General features: G+C 69.7%; 17 protein-coding genes. 7 read left to right on the top strand and 10 right to left on the bottom strand.

What is annotated here, in order from left to right; genetic code table 11:
* Positions 1-53: 53 nt before the first annotated feature.
* The 5 genes from IE325_RS41645 to mshD all read right to left on the bottom strand — a co-directional run bounded on the left by IE325_RS41645 (position 54) and on the right by mshD (position 4,266).
* On the bottom strand, positions 54-947 hold the full coding sequence (locus IE325_RS41645; protein ID WP_190075393.1) for an ABC-2 membrane transporter-related protein: 894 nt from the start codon (positions 945-947) through the stop codon (positions 54-56).
* Positions 944-1,945, bottom strand: coding sequence for an ABC-2 membrane transporter-related protein (locus IE325_RS41640; RefSeq protein WP_190075392.1), 1,002 nt, complete (start codon positions 1,943-1,945; stop codon positions 944-946). Before IE325_RS41640 ends, IE325_RS41645 begins: the two co-directional genes overlap by 4 nt.
* Positions 1,942-2,832 carry an ABC transporter ATP-binding protein gene (locus IE325_RS41635; protein WP_190075391.1) on the bottom strand — a complete coding sequence of 297 codons (891 nt, stop codon included), beginning with the start codon at positions 2,830-2,832 and terminating at the stop codon, positions 1,942-1,944. Before IE325_RS41635 ends, IE325_RS41640 begins: the two co-directional genes overlap by 4 nt.
* The gene (locus tag IE325_RS41630; protein WP_190075435.1) at positions 2,829-3,215 is read right to left on the bottom strand and encodes a GntR family transcriptional regulator; all 387 of its coding nucleotides are present in this window, start codon (positions 3,213-3,215) and stop codon (positions 2,829-2,831) included. Before IE325_RS41630 ends, IE325_RS41635 begins: the two co-directional genes overlap by 4 nt.
* Positions 3,216-3,339: 124 nt before the next feature.
* On the bottom strand, positions 3,340-4,266 hold the full coding sequence (gene mshD, locus IE325_RS41625) for a mycothiol synthase (protein ID WP_190075390.1): 927 nt from the start codon (positions 4,264-4,266) through the stop codon (positions 3,340-3,342).
* A gap of 166 nt (positions 4,267-4,432) precedes the next feature.
* Between mshD and IE325_RS41620 the strand changes: the two genes are divergently transcribed.
* From IE325_RS41620 to IE325_RS41600, 6 genes are all read left to right on the top strand, one after another.
* Positions 4,433-6,235 carry a bifunctional metallophosphatase/5'-nucleotidase gene (locus IE325_RS41620; RefSeq protein WP_190075389.1) on the top strand — a complete coding sequence of 601 codons (1,803 nt, stop codon included), beginning with the start codon at positions 4,433-4,435 and terminating at the stop codon, positions 6,233-6,235.
* Positions 6,236-6,346: 111 nt separating this feature from the next.
* Positions 6,347-7,570 carry an LmeA family phospholipid-binding protein gene (locus IE325_RS41615; RefSeq protein ID WP_190075388.1) on the top strand — a complete coding sequence of 408 codons (1,224 nt, stop codon included), beginning with the start codon at positions 6,347-6,349 and terminating at the stop codon, positions 7,568-7,570.
* Between the two features lie 162 nt (positions 7,571-7,732).
* A complete protein-coding gene (locus tag IE325_RS46770; protein WP_268256392.1) occupies positions 7,733-7,858 on the top strand; it encodes a hypothetical protein in 126 nt (41 codons plus the stop codon).
* A gap of 83 nt (positions 7,859-7,941) precedes the next feature.
* Positions 7,942-9,696, top strand: coding sequence for an ABC transporter ATP-binding protein (locus tag IE325_RS41610; protein ID WP_190075387.1), 1,755 nt, complete (start codon positions 7,942-7,944; stop codon positions 9,694-9,696).
* 78 nt (positions 9,697-9,774) lie between these two features.
* Positions 9,775-10,068, top strand: coding sequence for a hypothetical protein (locus IE325_RS41605; protein WP_190075386.1), 294 nt, complete (start codon positions 9,775-9,777; stop codon positions 10,066-10,068).
* Positions 10,065-10,463 (top strand): hypothetical protein, encoded by a 399-nt coding sequence (locus IE325_RS41600; protein WP_190075385.1) that lies wholly within the window; start codon positions 10,065-10,067, stop codon positions 10,461-10,463. The genes IE325_RS41605 and IE325_RS41600 overlap by 4 nt, the downstream gene beginning before the upstream one ends.
* Positions 10,464-10,487: 24 nt before the next feature.
* Here the strand turns inward: IE325_RS41600 and IE325_RS41595 are convergent, their stop codons facing one another.
* Positions 10,488-11,228, bottom strand: coding sequence for a carbonic anhydrase (locus IE325_RS41595; protein WP_229912435.1), 741 nt, complete (start codon positions 11,226-11,228; stop codon positions 10,488-10,490).
* Positions 11,229-11,469: 241 nt separating this feature from the next.
* Between IE325_RS41595 and IE325_RS41590 the strand changes: the two genes are divergently transcribed.
* The gene (locus IE325_RS41590; RefSeq protein WP_190075384.1) at positions 11,470-13,347 is read left to right on the top strand and encodes a sialidase family protein; all 1,878 of its coding nucleotides are present in this window, start codon (positions 11,470-11,472) and stop codon (positions 13,345-13,347) included.
* A gap of 52 nt (positions 13,348-13,399) precedes the next feature.
* Here the strand turns inward: IE325_RS41590 and IE325_RS41585 are convergent, their stop codons facing one another.
* From IE325_RS41585 to IE325_RS41570, 4 genes are all read right to left on the bottom strand, one after another.
* Positions 13,400-15,472 (bottom strand): pectinesterase family protein, encoded by a 2,073-nt coding sequence (locus IE325_RS41585; RefSeq protein ID WP_190075383.1) that lies wholly within the window; start codon positions 15,470-15,472, stop codon positions 13,400-13,402.
* 79 nt (positions 15,473-15,551) lie between these two features.
* Entirely contained in the window at positions 15,552-16,409 is an 858-nt protein-coding gene (locus tag IE325_RS41580; RefSeq protein ID WP_190075382.1) for a hypothetical protein, read from the bottom strand.
* 341 nt (positions 16,410-16,750) lie between these two features.
* Entirely contained in the window at positions 16,751-17,113 is a 363-nt protein-coding gene (locus tag IE325_RS41575; RefSeq protein ID WP_229912434.1) for a hypothetical protein, read from the bottom strand.
* Positions 17,110-17,406, bottom strand: coding sequence for a hypothetical protein (locus IE325_RS41570; RefSeq protein WP_190075381.1), 297 nt, complete (start codon positions 17,404-17,406; stop codon positions 17,110-17,112). Before IE325_RS41570 ends, IE325_RS41575 begins: the two co-directional genes overlap by 4 nt.
* Positions 17,407-17,802 lie beyond the last annotated feature (396 nt).

Raw genomic sequence — 17,802 nt, 5'->3', positions numbered from 1 at the left:
TGGGTGTCCACACCGCACGTCCCTCCCCCCGTGGAGGGACGTGCGGGTGGATCTCAGGGGGTGCGGCGGCGCAGCACCGCGAACGCGGCGAGGGTCGCGGCGGCCGCGAGGGCGAGAAGGATGCCGGTCTCGACGTACTGGATCGGCCGGAAGTGGGACGGCGGGTGATAGGTGGCCCCGACGATCCTGTCGCCCTGGTAGGTCCACTCCACCGCGAGGGCCTCGCGGGGCAGCTGGAACGTCCGCGCGTCGGTCGCCGTGTGCGTGGCCGTGGGCCACAGGTGTTCGCGGACGCGGTCCAGGCCGTTGTAGAGGACGAGGCAGGCGGCGAAGGACAGGCCCGCGGCCGGCAGCGCCCGGCCGAGGAGCAGGCCGCACAGCGCGCCGAGGGACAGGCCCGCGAGGGCGTGGCCGACGGCGGTCGGCCCGGTGCTGACGAATGCCTCTGACTGGTACCAGTGCCCGACCAGGCCGGGGTCCCCGTCGCCGCGGGCCAGGAGGATCAGGGCGACGAGCACGGAGATGCCCGCGGTGATCAGTACAGCCGGGACGGCGAGCCTGGTGGCCAGCCAGCGGGCCGGGGTCACCGACTGGGTCCAGGCCAGCCGGGCCGTGCCGCTCTCCAGCTCCCGCCCGACGAGCACGCCGCCCGCCCAGGCGGCGATCGGGAACATCAGGTAGGCGATCAGCTCGGTCACGACGCGGATACCGTCGGTGTATCGCTCGTCGGCGGTGATCGAGCCGATCTCGGCGCACGACGGCCCGCCGTCGCGGGGCGGCGAGACGCAAGCGGCGATGCCTCCGCGGGCCTCGTCGCCGATGACGTACATCCAGATCAGCGCGGCCGCGGCGGCGGTCACCGCGAGTACCCAGAAGACCAGCGCGGTCCGGTGCACCCGCAGGACGGTCCGGTTCAGCCCGCCGAGGGCGGGGATCGCGGTGCTCATACGGCGGCTCCGGTACGGCGCTTCAGCAGCCCGAAGGCGATCAGGACCGCGACGGCCGCGACGGCGAGGACGACGGCCGTCTCCATCAGCTGGAGGGGCCAGAAGTGGGAGGAGGGGTGGTAGTCGCGGTAGAAGCCGACGATGTCGTGCTCGGCGAGGCACTTGGCGTCGTCGACGCAGATGGGGTCCGGGACGCGGGCGCCGGTGGAGGTGAGCGCGCCGTCGCCGAGGACCATGCCGGTGTACTCGGGGTATTCGTGCTTGTCGACCAGCGTCTCGACCGGCCACAGGTGCGGGCGCAGGGAGTCGATCACGGAGGCGACGACCGCCAGGCCGACGACCGCGGTGCCGAGCGCGGGCAGGGCGCGACGGTGCAGCAGGCCCGCGAGGACGCCGACGGCCAGGCCCAGCAGGGCGTAGGCGGTGGCGAGGGTGCCGTTGGCCTCGAAGGTGTTGGTCCGGAACCACTCCGGCGAGCCCAGCGCCGTACGCAGCGAACCGTCCGCCGAGTACACCGTGCGGTGCAGCAGGGTGAGCAGGAGGGTGCCGGAGGCGAGCAGGGCGGCCGGGACGGCGAGCTTGGCGGCCAGCCAGCGGGCCGGGGTGACGGACTGGGTCCACGCCAGCTGCGCGGTGCCGTCCTCCAGCTCGCGCCCGATGAGCGCCCCGCCGGCCCAGGCCGCGGTGAGGAAGGGCAGGAGGCCGAGGAACCCCGCGGCGACGGTGACGACGGTGTCGTACCGGCCGCCGGCGGGTCCCGCGAGGTCGCAGCCGAGCCCCGGTCGCCCCGAGTCGCACCCCATCTGGCGGAACTCGGCCCAGGCGGCGTCCGCGCCGGGCCCGTAGGCCCACAGCAGCGCGCCGACGCCGATGACCACGGCCATCCCCCAGAACCACAGCGCGGAACGGTGCACGCGCAGCAGCGTCCAGACGAGCCCGCGGGGCCCGCGGGGGGAGGGGACGGCGGTGGTCTTCTCGATGCTCACGGCGGTGGTCATACGGCGGCCTCCCGCCGGTCGTCGAGGCTGAGGGCCGGGGCCTGCGGGGCGCGCAGGTGGGCCAGGACCAGTTCCTCCAGGGTGGGGGCGGTGCTCTGCCAGCCGTCGCCGAGGGGGCCCTCGGGCCGTACCAGCGCGGTGAGTTGACGGCCCGTCGTACGGGACTCGATCACCGTGTGCGGGTCGAGGGAGGTGTCGGCGCGGCCGGTGACGAGGCGGTGCGCGGCGAGCAGGTCGTCGAGCGGGCCGGCGAGGCGGACGCGGCCGGCGCCGAGCAGCAGGAGGTGGTCGCAGGCGCCGTCCAGCTCGGCGACGACATGCGAGGACATGACGACGGTGGTGCCGTGCTCGGCGGCGTCGGCCATGAGCGTGGCCATCAGCTGATGCCGGGCCAGCGGGTCGAGGTCGGCCATCGGCTCGTCCAGGAGCAGCAGTTCGGGCCGCTTGCCGAGGGCGAGGGCGAGCGCGACGCGGGTGCGCTGGCCGCCGGAGAGGGTGCGGACGCGGGCGTCCCGGTCGAGGTCGCCCTCGTCGACGATGCGCTCGGCGACCCGGTCGTCCCAGCGGCCGGGGTTCAGCTCACGGCCGTAGCGCAGGGTGTCGTCGACGGTGAGCTGGGGGTGCAGGGGCTTGTCCTGGGCGACGTAGGCGAGCCGCTCGCGCACCGCCGCCGGGGCGTGGCCGAGGACGGTGAGGGTGCCGTCGGTGGGCTTCTGCAGTCCGGCGGCGAGGGAGAGCAGGGTCGACTTGCCGGCGCCGTTGGGCCCGACGAGGGCGCACACGCTCCCGGCGGGCAGCCGGAACGCGCACCCGTCCAGCGCGTCCTTACGGCGCCGCCGCCCGAAGGTCTTCCCCAGCGCGGCCGCCTCCATGGCGGTCTCGGTCATGACTCGTCCCCCTTGAAATGCGTGTCCAGTACGGAGATGAAGAGCGCGTCCACGTCGTCGCGTTCCAGTCCGGCCTCCCGGGCCCGTACGGCCCAGGCGTCCAGTTCCGCGCGCAGCGGCGAGTCGGCCGGCGCGGTGTTCAGCCCGCGCCGTACGAAGGTGCCGAGCCCCCGTCGTGCCTCGACCAGCCCCTCGCGTTCCAACTCGCGGTAGGCCTTGAGCACGGTGTTGGGATTGATGGCGGTGGCCTCGACGACCTCACGGGCCGTCGGCAGCTTGTCCCCCGGCTCCAACAGGCCCAGGCGCAGGGCCTGTTTGGTCTGCTGCACGATCTGCACGTAGGTGGCGACGCCGGAGCGCCGGTCTATGCGGTACTCGACCATCCGTTCCACCACCCTTTCACTAATTGAGTAGTGAAAGGGTGGTGCAAAGAAAGGGGCGGCGTCAAGGTCGCCGCCCCTTAAGGGAGTTATGTCGGTTATCGGTACCGGTCTCAGGTCTCCGGTCTCAGGTCTCCGTCCGGTACATCAGGTCCGTCTCGTACGTGGTGAACCCCAGCCGCTCGTACACCGACACCGCCGCCTTGTTGTCCGCGTCGACATAGAGCATCGCCGCGGGCAGCCCCTGGGCCGCCAGATGCCGCAGGCCGATGGTCGTCAGGGCCTTGCCGAGGCCGCCGCCCTGGGCGCCCGGCCGCACCCCGAGGACGTACACCTCGCCGAGGCCCTCCTCCGCGTGGACCTTCGTCCAGTGGAAGCCGATCAGTTCGCCGGACCGTTCCGCCAGGAAGAAGCCCGCCGGGTCGAACCACGGCTCGGACTTGCGGTCGTCGAGGTCGCGCTGGGTCAGGGAGCCCTGCTCGGGGTGGTGGGCGAACGCGGCGGCGTTCACCGCGAGCCAGGCCGCGTCGTCCCGGCCGGGCACGAAGGTGCGGACGGTCACGCCCTCCGGGAGCACCGGGTCCGGCAGGTTCAGGTCGGCCAGCGGGCGGCGCATCTGGCGCAGTTCGCGGAACAGGGTCAGCCCGAGGACCTGCGAGAGATGGCGGGCGGCGGAGTGACCTCCGTGGGCCCACACCCGCAGCCGCTTGCCGGACGCGGCGAGCAGCGCCGAGCCCAGCGCGCGGCCGTGGCCGTGACCGCGGTGCGAGGGGTGCACGACCAGCTCGGCGGCCGGCGCCTCCACCGGGTCGGTGTCCTCCAGCTGGGCATAGCCGACCATCTCGTCGGCGACCGTCAGCAGCAGATGCGAGACGCCCTCGCGCTCCCCTCCGCGCAACTGGAGCCGGCCCTGCTCGGACACCGCCTGCTGCCCGTCGTTCCGGGCGGCCTCCGCGAGCAGTTCCAGCACGGCCTCGGTCTGCTCGAGGGTGAGCGCGGAGTGGGTCTCGATGGAACGGGTCGGGAGGGGGTGTGCGATGTCGTCGCTGGTCATGCGTACGAGGGTAAGGGGCGGGTCGGGCAAAGTCCCGGCACGGGGACGGTCGTAGAAGCAATCAAGGTGTAACCCGGAAACCCCTGTCGCGCTACGCGCGTTGACTTTAGGCTGCCGCCGGACGGGGCCATGTCATTTACGAGTCACATCACCCACAGGGGGGCGGATGTCTGCCACATCCCACCAGCCGCACCGTAGACGTACGTACGCACTGATCGCGGGCGCCGCCACGCTCGCCACCGTCGGCGCGCTCGCCGCGGCGCTCCCGGCGACCGCCAGCTCCGACAAGCACGGCGGCGGTCACCACTTCAACCGCTACCAGGACGTCCAGCTGCTGTCGTTCAACGACCTGCACGGCAACCTGGAGCCGCCGTCCGGCTCCTCCGGCCGGGTCACCGAGCTCCAGGCGGACGGCACGACGAAGACCATCGACGCGGGCGGCGTCGAGTACCTCGCCACTCACCTGCGCAAGGCCCGCGAGGGGCAGAAGTACTCCATCACCGCCGCCGGCGGCGACATGGTGGGCGCCTCCCCGCTCATCTCCGGGCTCTTCCATGACGAGCCCACCATCGAGGCGCTCAACAAGCTCGACCTGGACGTCACCAGCGTCGGCAACCACGAGTTCGACGAGGGCGCCAGGGAACTGGCCCGCCTGCAGAACGGCGGCTGCCACCCCACCGCCGGCTGCTACGTCGAGGGCAAGAAGTTCCAGGGCGCCGACTTCCCCTACCTCGCCGCGAACGTCCTCGACGAGAAGACCGGCAAGCCGATCCTCAAGCCCTACTGGGTGTGGAAGAAGAAGGACGTCAAGGTCGGCTTCATAGGCGTGACCCTGGAGGACACCCCGGGTGTCGTCTCCGCCGAGGGCGTCAAGGGCCTGAAGTTCAAGGACGAGGTCGAGACGATCAACAAGTACGCCAAGGTGCTCCAGCGCCAGGGCGTGAAGTCGATCGTCGCCCTGATCCACGAGGGCGGCTTCCCGGCCTCGGGCTCCTACAACTACGACTGTGACGCGCCGGGCGCGGGCAGCGGCGTCTCCGGCCCGATCGTGGACATCGCCAAGAACATCACGCCGTCCGTGGACGCCCTGGTCACCGGGCACACCCACAACGCGTACGTCTGCACGATCCCCGACCCGTCGGGCAAGCCCCGCATGGTCACCTCGGCCGCGTCCTTCGGCCGCCTCTACACCGACACCACGCTGACGTACGACCGCTTCACCGGCGACATCGCCCGTACGTCCGTGAAGTCCGCGAACCACGTGGTCACCCGGGACGTCCCCAAGGCGCCCGACATGACCAGGCTGATCGACCAGTGGAACACCCTCGCGGCGCCCATCGGCAACCGGGCGATCGGCTACATCTCCGCCGACATCCCCAGCAGCGGCATCGAGTCCCCGCTCGGCGACCTGATCGCCGACGCGCAGCTCGCGTACGGCAAGGAGCTGGACCCGGAGACGGACCTGGCGCTGATGAACCCGGGCGGCATCCGCGCGCCGCTGACCTTCGCGGCCAAGGGCGCCGAGGGTGATGGTGTGGTGACCTACGCCGAAGGGTTCACCGTCCAGCCCTTCTCCAACACGGTGAATCTCCAGGACATCACCGGCACCCAGCTGATCCAGATCCTGAAGGAGCAGGTCAGCGGCACCAACGCGGCCGCCCCGAAGGTGCTCCAGATCTCCTCCGGGCTGACCTACACGCTCGACCTGACGAAGTCGGGCGCGGACCGTGTGGTGACGGATTCGATCAAGCTGAACGGCGAGGCGGTCAACCCGACGGCCACCTACCGTGTCGCCACCAACAACTTCCTCGCGGGCGGCGGCGACGGCTTCCCCACCCTCGGCCAGGGCACCAACGACCTGGTCGGCACGGACGACCTGACGGTGCTGGAGAAGTACCTGACGGCCAACTCCTCGGCCACGAACCCGATCGCGCCCCCGGCGGCGAACCGGATCACGGTCGTGCAGTAGTTCAACGCATCGCATTGGTTCAACGCAGAATTTTCTGTCGTGGCGTGAACTAGATCGCAAACCTCCGGTAGAGGTTGCGGGTGGGGGGCGTGTACATGGTCGGATGGGCCGATGCGTTCCCCCCACCAGATAACGGCGCATCCCTATACAAACCCCTACGAAGAACTCGGCAGCCTGGACCGCGGTCCGCTGGATGAATTCCTCGTCGAGGACATAGAGATGGAAGGGGCCCAGGAAGATCCCTGGGCCCCGCCCAACCACCGTCGCGGCAGTCGCCGCAAACGGCGCGGCAGGCTCGCGGGCCTGCCGTTCGCCATGAAGGCCGTCGTCGGCCTCGTCGTCCTCGCCGCCTTCCTCACCCTCGGCGACCGCTGGGCCCTGCTCTACGCCGAGCGCAGAGCGGCGGACACCCTCAAGGACCGGCTGCACCTCGCGGCCGCCCCCGAGGTGGAGATCGACGGCTTCCCCTTCCTCACCCAACTCGCCGACGAACGGCTGGACTCGGTCAAGGTGACCGTCCCCGACGTGGCCGCCGACCGGGTCTCGCTCGCCCATGTGACGGCGACCGCGAGAAACGTACGGCTGGACACCGACGGCCCGGCCGACATCCGCGGCGCCGACGTCCCCGAGCTGGAGGGCGAAGTCCTGCTCTCCTTCGCCGACCTCAACCGTGAACTCGGCGCGTCCCAGGTGACGTTCACCGGAGAAGGCCGCGACCGGGTGCGGGCGCGCGGCACGCTCGCGGTCGCCGGGCATGACCTACGGCTGCGCGCCGAGGCGCGGATCGTGCGCGAGGGCGACCGCGGCATCGCCACGCACATCGGCGGAATGCGCCTGGACATCGGGGACCTGGCCACGTACCGCCCCGGCGCCCGCGCGAAGGAGGGCCTGCATCTGAGCCGGGGCTCGGCGGCCCGGCTCACGCGCGAGACGCGCAAGGCGAAGGCGCTGCTGTCCATCCCGTCGGTGGTACGGCGCCTCGGCGTGCCCGACTCCCTGGTCCGCGAGGCCCTGCGCAACGAGGCCAAGCTGACCGAGCTGACCGGCACCCCGCGCTTCGTCCGCCAGGCCATGAGTCTGAACCTCATCGACCTCGCTCTGGACCACCCGAAGATCCTCGCCCTGCTCGGCTTCGACCCCGCCCTCCTCGACGCCCTGCCCCGGCTCACCCGCCCGGTCCTCGCCGACCAGCTGTCCCTGGGCTTCCAGCTGCCCGAGCCGCCCAGCGGGCAGGTGCGGCTGCGGGACGTGCGGGTGGAGAAGGACGGGATCAGGGTGCGGCTGGAGGGGGCGGGTCTCGCGATAGGCGGAAAGGGCCGACCCGGTCGGAAATAAAACCTGTGTGAATTCACGTTCAGTTCCCGGATTTCCCTGAAAATTAGTCTCAGGCTCAATTCATCGAGGTCTAAGTGAATTTGGCCTTTTCCGTCTCCGGTGTCCCGTAGTGTTTTCCATGTCGAAAGCGAACGACACGAAAACCGAGAAGGAGAAAGTCGAATGAGCTTCCACAAGGTCGCCCCCGTCAAGAAGACCCGCAAGCCCGCCCCGGCGCCGGCGAACAAGAAGAAGCCCTGCGCGAAGAAGGGCGCCCCGAAGCGCCGCCCGGTCGGTGACAAGGGCTGAGACGGACGGATGAGGCGGGGTCACCGGAGTGCTCCGGTGACCCCGCCTCCGTCATGTCCGGGAACCGGGAAAGGGACTCGCTCATGAGAGAAGTGCGTACGGCCTTCCGCCGCTTCTGGCCGTTGACACGCGGGGACCGCAAGTGGCTGGCGGTCATCGTGGCCTGCGTCATCGCCGCCGCGCTCGCCGAGACCGCCTCGATCCTGCTGTTCGCCGAACTGACCGACCACGCGCTGAAGGCCGGTTCACTGTCGGCGTTCTGGGGCCCGGCGGCGGCCTGGCTGGGCGTGGCGGCGCTGGGCGCACTCGTCGGCTACCTGGGCAACTCACTGGCCACCTGGACCGCCGAGAGATTCGTACTGCGCCTGCGCGCAAAGGTGTTCCGGCACGTACAGGACATGCCCCCGCACTTCTTCCAGCAGCACCGCCAGGGCGACCTGGTCGAACGCCTCACGGGAGACGTCGACGCCATTGAGGAAATGGTCGTATCCGGAGTCGTAGGCACAGTCGCGGCAGCCTTCTCCGCCCTCTTCTATTCCGCCGCCGCCCTCTACCTCCGCTGGGACCTCGCCCTCGCCACCTTCCTCCTCTCCCCTCTCTTCCTCCTGGCCGCCCGCCGCTTCGCCGGCCGTATCCGCACCGCCTCCCAGGACGAACGGGTAGCCGACGGCGGCATCACCTCGGTCGTCGAGGAGTCACTGGGCAACATCGTCCTCACCCAGGCGTACAACCGCCGTAGGGCCGAGGAGAAGCTGCTCGACCGCGAGGCGCGGGCGTGGATGAAGGCGTCCGTGCGGGGCGCGCGGCTCAGCGAGATGTACGAGCAGTTCGTGGAGGTCGTGGAGACGATCTGCGTCCTGGCGATCATCGGCCTGGGCGTGTGGGAGATCTCGGCGAACCGCATGACCCTGGGCCAGCTCCTCGCCTTCGCGGCCTTCGTCGGCTACCTCTACCCACCCATCCGCAACCTCGGCCAACTCGGCCTCACCCTCACCGCCGCCACCGCGGGCGCCCAGCGCCTCGGCGAGATCCTGGACGCCGAACCGGCAGTCACCGACCCCGCCGAACCGGTCGCACCCTGGCCGGTGCGGGGCTGGGTCGGCTTCCACGGGGTGTCCTTCACCTACCCCGGGGCGGCAGGCCGGTCGCTCCACGACGTGACCTTCACGGCGGGCCCCGGCGAACTGATCGTCGTCACAGGCCCGTCAGGCGCAGGCAAGTCCACAACCGCCAAGCTCCTCACCCGCTTCTACGACCCGACGTCCGGCGTGATCACCCTGGACGGCGTACCCCTACGGGACATGGGCCTCGACTTCCTGCGCGAGAACGTCGCCCTGCTCCCCCAGGAGACGCTGATCCTCAACGGCACCATCCGCGAGAACATCGCCTGCGGCCGCCCCGGCGCGAGCAAGGCGGACATCGAGCAGGCGGCACGCGCGGCGGCGGCCCACGACTTCATCACCGCCCTCCCCGAGGGCTACGACACCCCGATCGCGCCCGGCACGGCGGCCCTCTCCGGCGGCCAGCTCAAGCGCCTCACCATCGCCCGCGCGATGCTGCGCGCCGCCCCCGTCCTGATCCTGGACGAGCCGACGGCGGGCCTGGACTCGGTGGCGGCGCGCCAGGTCGTACAGCCGTTGCGCCGCCTGATGTCCGGCCGTACGACCATCCTCATCACCCACGACCTGACCCTGGCCCCGGACGCGGACCGGATCCTGGTCGTGGACGACGGCCGCCTGGTGGAGGCGGGGACGCACGCGGAACTGGCGGGGCGGGGTGGGACGTATGCGCGGCTGGCGGGGCCGAGGGCGGAGGACACGCTGGTGCTGAGGCTCTGAGCGCGGCTGGTCACTCCTTTGGGTGCGTCGCACCGAAACCCGGGGCACAGGGTGCTGTGGCATGACTATGGTGGCGTCATGGCAGAGAACGCGCACACGACCATCCAGGTGTCCCGGCAGGCCCGCGACCACCTTGCCCAGGTGGCCAAGGAGCGGGGGGTGACCTTGGGGCAACTGGTGGAGCAGCTTGCCTCGGAGCAACTCACGGCTGACCAGATCGCCCAGCAGTTGGCGGCCGACCGGCAGGTCGTCCGCGACAAGATCGGCCTCGACATCAGTGACGAGGAGTTCGACAAGGCGCCCGACGTGCTGGCCAACATCTATCGGATCGCTGCCGAGAAGATCAGCCTCGCCCGTGGAGCGGCTGCGTGATCATTTTGGACACCGGCGCCGCCCGTGCCCTCGCCGACGGGCACAAGACGCTGAACCTCCTCGCCGGGAACATGGCCCGTACGCCGGGTGACCTCCTCCGGATTCCCGCCACCTGCCTCATACAGGCTGAGTCGGAGGACGCGGGCGCCGCGGGGCGACTGCTCGCCTTCTCCTCGGTGGTCGTCGACCCCCTGGACACCGTGGCATCGGTCAGCGTCGGCACGATGATCCGGGACGGCTACGGCGGAGCCGACACGTGCCACGCGCTGTACTGCGCCCTGCCGCGTGCCGAGTTCACCGGCATGTCGATCCTGCTCACCGACCGCGAGCAGAACTACCCGCCCGGTGTGGTGACGGTCGACATCGACTCCCCCGGCATGCTCGGCTTCCACTAGCGCCGAGCACGCCGGGCTCCGGCGTCAGACGACCCGGTGGACCCGTTGCGTCGTCAGTTCGTAGCGGGCGCCCACGATGGCGAGTTCGCCGGAGGTCACCTTCGCGGCGAGGTCGGGCTCGGCGGCGAGGCGGGCGCGGACGGCGCGGACGTTGGCGTCGATGGTCGCGTCGATCCGGGCGTTGCCCTCCACGGTGTGGTCTATGTACGGCGCTATCTGGTCGGCGATGTACTGGATATGGGCAGGCAGCCGCTCCCCGGTCTCATCGCTCTCCACGGCGGCCTTCACCGCCCCGCACGACTGGTGCCCGAGGACCATGACCAGCGGAATGTCCAGTTCGAGCACGCCGTAGGCCACGCTGCCGAGGACCGCCTCGTCCAGGACCTCACCGGCGGAGCGCACGGTCATCAGATCGCCGAGCCCCTGGTCGAAGACCAGCTCCGGCGGCACGCGCGAGTCGATGCAGCCGAGCACGACGGCGAACGGATGCTGCCCCGACGTCAGCGCCTGCCGTACGGCCGGTGACTCGTCGGGGTGCCGCTCGCAGAAGTTGCGCCAGCGCCGGTTGCCCGCGGCGAGCTCGCGCAGCGCCTCGTCGGGCGTGCCGGGCCGGTGCTGCAGGGCGGGGGTGGCGGAGGCGGGGGCCGTGCCGAGGGCGGCGGTGGCCCCCAGCGTCGCGGCTCCGGTGAGCCCGTACCGCAGGAGTGCGCGGCGGGCCGGGGCGGGTGCGGCCGGCCGGGCGCCGACTGATCTATCAGCGTTCACGAGGCAGGAACGTACGCCCGAATGACCGGACAACCGTTCGTGATACCAAATCATGGCCGGGTGCGGGAAAGCCATGATCGAGCCTTGGTCCGCCCTTGGCGCTGTCCGGTGTCGGCTTTGACTTTCCGCCCTGCGGGAACGGCCCACGTGCGGCGGTGTGTTACTTCCGGACAAATGACATCAATTGTGTATAGATGAGACATGGGGTGTGCAGGCGTAAAGACAAACTGAGGGACCATCCATGCAGTTGAAGCTTCGCGAACGTCTGAGAGCCGGAATCGCGTTGGGTGCCATCATGGCGACCGCAGCAGCCCTCGCGGGCTCCGCGCAAGCCCAACCCGCCAAGGCCGCACCGCTGTTCCAGCAACAGGTCATCTTCAGGGCATCCCAGGATCCGGGCTACGCGTGCTTCCGGATCCCGGCGATCGTGCGGACGACGCAAGGCACGCTCCTCGCGTTCGCCGAGGGCCGTGTGCGCAACTGCGGTGACGCAGGGGACATCGACATCGTGCTGAAACGCTCGACCGACGGCGGCCGCACCTGGGGCCCGCTCCAGGTCGTCAGCGAGGGCGGCGGCAACACCCACGGCAATCCGGCCCCGGTCGTGGACCGGACCAACGGCCGCATCCTGCTCCCGCAGACACACAACCAGGCGAGCACGAACGGCAACAGCTGTTCCGTCCCGTGCCAACGCAGCCCTCACCTGCAGTACAGCGACAACGACGGCCGCACCTGGACCCAGCCGCGCAATCTGAGCGCCCAGATCAAGCCCTCGAACTGGAACTCCTGGTACGCCACCGGCCCCGTCCACGGGATCCAGCTCACCCGCGGCAGCCGCGCCGGCCGACTGGTCTTCGGCGTCAACGCCGAGACCTGGAACGGCAGCAGGGTCACCGACGACCACGCGGCCCTCATCGTCAGCGACGACGGCGGCAACACCTGGCGACGTCGCGCGACCGACTCCTGGCCCATCGCCACCAACGGCACCTTCCGCCAGAAGCCTTCCGAACTCACCCTCACCGAGCGCACCGACGGCACCATCCTGGTCAGCGGCCGCGAGCAGGACGGCACCGATCTGGGCCACCGCACCCAGACCTTCAGCCAGGACGGCGGCGAGACCTTCACCAACCGGTTCCGTGCCCTGCCGGACCTCTACACTCCGCAGGTCCAGGGGTCGACACTGCAACTGGGCAGCCGCATGCTGCTGTCCTGCCCCGGCGACCCGGACCGCCGCCGGACCATGATGATCCGCTCCTCCTACGACGGCGGGAACACCTGGGAGAGCGTGGACCGCGGCACCGTGGTGACCCAGGACTGGGCGGGCTACTCCGACATGGTGGGCATCGGTGGCGGCGTGGTGGGCCTGATGTACGAGGGCGGCACCGTCGACGCCCGCGACGAGATCCGCTTCGCCCGGTTCAACGAGGAATGGCTCACACCGCGCCGCGGCCCTGACCCGACCACGGCCGACCGCGCCCCGTCCGCACAGCGCGCGAAGGTACTCGGCGGGGCCTCGACCACGTCCGGCAGGTTCGGTGGCGCCATGGCCTTCGACGGCGCCAACGACGCCGTACGCCTGCCGCACCGCTCCCAACTCAAGCTCGGCACCGAGAGCTTCACCGCTTCGCTCTGGTTCCGCTACACCAGTCGAACAGGGGAGCAACCGATGCTGTGGATGGGCGGCATCGGCGGCGGCCAACCCCAGTTCTGGCTGCGTGGCGAACCGGCGAGCAACCGGGTGCGCGCTCTGATGACGGTGCGCAGCGGCGCGACGACCGTGCGGTCGGCTTCCGTGAGCACCACCGCCGCGCACAACGACGGCCAGTGGCACCACCTCGCCCTGCGCCGCGGTGGCGGGCGGCTCACCCTGTTCATCGACGGCAGGGCGATCAGCACGGCCGGCGTGTCCGGATCCGTCAGCCGAACCTCACCGTTCGGCGTGCACATCGGCCAGCGCATGGACAGCCGGGCGTTCTTCACCGGCGCCATCGACGAGGTCCGCGTCTGGAACCGGGCCCTGACCGACGCCGAGGTCACCCGCGTACGCCAGACGAACATCGGCCCGTCCACGAACACCACCCTGTGGCTGCCCCTGGATCAGGTGACCACGGGCGGCTGATATCCCGGGGCCGGGTGCCCGCGCAGAGCACCCGGCCCAGTCCCCACGCCCCTCAGGACGCGTTCGGCGCCCAGTCGCCGAGCCAGTCCGCGACCTCCTGCCCGGCCGCCTGCGCATCGGTCAGCTGGGGCCGGTTGGAGCTCGCGGACCCGGAGCCCGCGCCGGTGTTCTTGTACTCCGCGAACCGGTCGTCCTTCCAGGGGAAGCCGCCCATGTCGGACCACGGAGTGGACTTGATGGCCCCGCTCAGGCTGGTCTCCCGGACCGTCGTCTGCGGGTCCACGGTCGTGTCACCACCCGGGTGCCAGTTCCGCCCGAGGAAGAAGCTGCCGTTGCTCACATCACCGTTGACGGTCGAGTTGGTGATGAGGATGCCCTTGCGGTTCGCCTCGGTGCTCGGCGCGGTGACATACCCGGCGGACGAACCGTCCCACCGCTTCCGCAGCGTGATCACAGACCTGTCCACGACGGCCGTACCCCGCCCGAAGATGAAGTCGACGTTGCCGAGGATGTAGGAGTTCTTGACGTAGACCCGCCCGAGGGCGCCCTTCGCGGCCGTCTCCATCTCCAGGGTGTCCTGGTCGCCGGTGACGATGAGGCTGTCGAGGAACACCTTGTCGGCCTGGGTCAGCAGGGCCACGGCCTGGTGTCCGTTGAGGGACTGGTTGGCACCCTCGTTGAAGTCGTTGGTGACACTGAGGTTGCGCACCTGGGTGTCGTCGGCCTTGACGCTGAGCGTGGCGCTGCCGGGCGTCCCGTACGTGCCGCCTCCGGGCTTGGTCATCCCGGCGGCGTGCCCCTCGACGATGACGGTGTCCTTACGGCTGGCACCGGTCCCGACGATCGTCACGTGCGGCTTGTTCGCGGGCACGGTGACGGCCTCGCGATACGTGCCCGGCTGCACCTGGATGACGACGCGGGAGGGGTTGTTGGCCGGTACGGCGTTGATGGCGGCCTGGAGGGTGGAGTACTGGCCGCTGCCGTCCTTGGCGACGGTGAGGGTGGTGGCGGCTTTGGTGCTTGCCGCGGTCGTACCGATCGAACTTCGCGGCCCGGCACCAGACTTGACCCTGGACGGCACGTCGGCGGTCTTGTCGGCCGTGTACCCGTAGAAGCTCTTGGGATCGAAGGCCGTACCACCACTCTCGTTACGACCACTCGTGCCGACGAACGTGTTGCCCTTCTGGACGAGCGTGGCGGTGCTGTCCTTGGTGACGGGGTTGTTCATGCCCTGGAAGTAGGAGTTCTCCAGGACCATCTTGGTCCTGCCGCGCGAGTAGTTGCCGTAGGAGGACTTGATGGTCGTCCCGGCCACGTCCTCGAGGAAGTTGTTGTAGAGGTGCGCGTGGGCGGCGTTGTCGGTGGAGGGGTTGCGCTGCTCGGTCTCGCGGAACCAGTTGTGGTGGATGGTGATGTCCGTCTTGACGTTCTCGGTCCAGCCGATGCCGAAGGTCTTGTTGTTGTCGCTCAGCTTGTTCCAGGAGACGGTGACGTCGGTGCTGTCCTTGCGGACGTCGATGAGCCCGTCGGCCATGTGCCGCAGATCGTTGTGGTCGATCCAGATGTGATGGGCGCCGTCCATCTGGATGGCGTCGAAGTCGTGGTCCTTGTCGTTCCAGACGCCTTGGTAGGAGTCCCGGATGGTGAGGTTCCGGATGATGACGTTATGTACGCCCTGGCCGAGGAAGAAACCCCCGCCGACGATGTGCCCTGCCGTCCCCGCCCCGACGATGGTCTTGTCCGACTGAACCTTGATCTCTTTGCCGACCGGGTTCATGTCGATGGTGGCGGCGACGACGATGACGTACGGCTGGGTGGCCGTGGCGTACTTCTCGAGGTCGGCCTGCGTCTTGACGGTGACGATCTGCCCGTCACGGCCGCCGTAAGTGCCGTTCTGGCCCAGGGAGTTGACGGAGGCGAACCCGTCGGCGGTAGCGGCCGCCCATTCGGGAGCCACGGCGGTGGTGGCGGAGGCCCGCTGCTGGGCGTCTTCGCCGAACAGGCCGAGGTCGGTGCCGTAGGCGAGGGTGCCGGCGGCGGTCAGGGCGAGGGGGACGCCGATCGCCAGGGCCTTGCGGCCTCTGCGGTACCGGTGCCGGGCGTTGCTGTGCTGCTGCTCACTCATGCGGCGATCCGTTCCGTGCGGGGGGATGTGGTCCGGGGACCAGTCGCCGCCCCGCACGGAAAGGTTGCCTGCAAGTTGCCTACTTGGTGCAGGTGTCGGGGTCCAGCTTCTCCTCGATCTTGTCCTCACGACCGTCGGGCTGGCCGTTGGGGAGGAGCTTGTCGGAGACGCCGTCGATGTAATACCCGTACGAGTAGATCGTCTTCCAACTGGCGTCCCGGCCACGCCAGGTGTGGGTGGTGACGTCGCCGTCGCCCTTGTTCCACTCGTAGTCCTCGACGTAGAAGACCGGGTTCACACGCACCACGCGCTGATACGGCGTCCAGGTCACGGCGACCTGACGACAAGGCGGGATGGTCTTCTCGCTCCGGGTCTCGAACCGGGACTCCTTCTCCCAGCCCCACTCGTACCCCGCGCTGCCGCCGACGCTGCCGGAGAAGATGCTCTTGGCGAGGGAGAGGCTGATGGTGCCGCCGACGCTCTTCTTCGCGAACGTCTTCGTGCTGTAGCTGCTGACGAAGGTCTCCTTGTCGTCCGCCGAGCCCCGGTTGCCGATCCACCGGGAGGTACGGATCGGCTCGCCCTTGATGGACCAGGTCGATGCCTCCGCGTACCCGCACCAGCCGCGGAACAGCTCCCACGGCCCGGCGGGCTTCCACAGCCCGAACACGTCCCGCAGATATTCGTCACGGGTCTTGAACTCGCCGGTGTCGACGTTGAGGGCGCCATAGACGCCGGTCAGGCTCGTCTCCTGGTTGCAGAGCCGCTCGATCATCAGATCGGTGTTCCCGGGGTCGACACCCCGCACATTCTGCGCCCCACCGGGCCCGGCGGCTTCGGCGGAACCGGCCCCTGCCAGCACGCCGGATATGGCGAGGGCGGCGGAGGCGATGCTCAGGGCGCTCTTCTTCAGGGTTGATCTGCGAATGAGTCGCATGGGGGTTGGCTCACTCCTGTGATGTCCGCGCGGATGCGATGGCGTCCGCGTATGCGCCAGGAAGATTGCAGAGAACTCGCGGGTAGGGTCGGGAACGAGTGTGGCTGACAGGACATCGACAGCTGGGAGGGGTTTCTGTCATCGCCTGTCCGGTTCCGCGGTACGCGTCCGCCCCGCGGGCGCCCGGCCCGTTCCGGGGGAGGGGTGGGACCGGGCGCCGCACCTCTACTTTCGCGTGCCTCGCGGTTCATCCACCTCGGCCGAACGGTCGAGCTTCGAGGGCTGTTCTCTGCCTTGCTCTCGGCCGAATGACCGACTTGCGTCGGGAGTTGGGGAGTGATTCAAAGGGCGATCAGGTCGATGGCGTTGATCACGCAGCGGCTGGACACGGTGCAGAAGACGAGGCCGTTCGGGAAGGTGACCGACCAGCCGTTGTCCCGGTTGCCGATCGCGGGCGCTCCCAACGGGTCCAGGCTGAGCCGTTTCTCAAGCTGCTCCAGCGATGCGCGCTGGGGCGCGCTCAGCGTGGCCTTTCGCCGAGCCGCGTGATCGGCATAGTTGATCGAATAGGCGCTCACCTCAGTGTCGCCCTCGACAACTCTCTTGACCGTCTGCTCCACGTCGTCCAGATAGCGGCGTTGCAGGGCCGCGCGGATCGCCTTGGGGGTTCTCTCGCAGGAGTTCGGATCCACCTCGTGAGTCATGGTCGGTTTTCGCCCGCCCCAATGCGCTCACCACGGCTCACCGCGATGCGGAGTGCGTCCTCCAGGGATTCCGAGGCTCGCGTCAGTGCGAAGCGGACGGCTCGTTCGCCGGCCTTGGTGTCGGCGAGGACTGCTCTTGCTCCGGCCAGTACCTGCTCTCCCGAGTCGAGTTGGGCTGCCTCTACGTCGTCGGCGAGCCGGGAGAGCAGACTGCGGTCGCTGTCGGCGCTGAGGTAGCAGGGCTTGCCGTCGGGGGTGGTCCAGGGGAGGAGGCGGAGTTCGTGGGGGCTCATGCGGGGGTCTCCTGGCGCGGGGCTGCGGTGGTGCCGTAGGCGACGGCCCAGTGGGCGCGGCGGCGTTGCAGGATGCGTTCGCGCTCGCAGCGGCATGGTCGGGCGGGGGGAGTCGGTGGCAACGGCCGCTTGAGGGCCGGAGGTTGGGGCGGCGGGGCCGCTCGGTGCCGGCCGTCGGCCGGGAGCAGTGCTCGTACGAGTGCAATCAGTAGCGATTCGATGAGTCGGGCGGTACGTTCGCGCATGTCGACGTCCTTGTTGTGTTCGTGCGTCGGCCATGCCCCCGGACCGAGTGCCATCGGTCGCGGGGGTTTTGGCATGGCAGGGGTCTGACGAGCGGTGATTACCGTTCGTGCCTCGATCGTCACAGGTGCGGCGTACGCTGCGGAAGGGGTT

It is taken from the genome of Streptomyces lanatus (genome assembly GCF_014655715.1).
GTDB lineage: Bacteria > Actinomycetota > Actinomycetes > Streptomycetales > Streptomycetaceae > Streptomyces > Streptomyces lanatus.
This window is presented reverse-complemented; position numbering and strand designations above follow the sequence as displayed.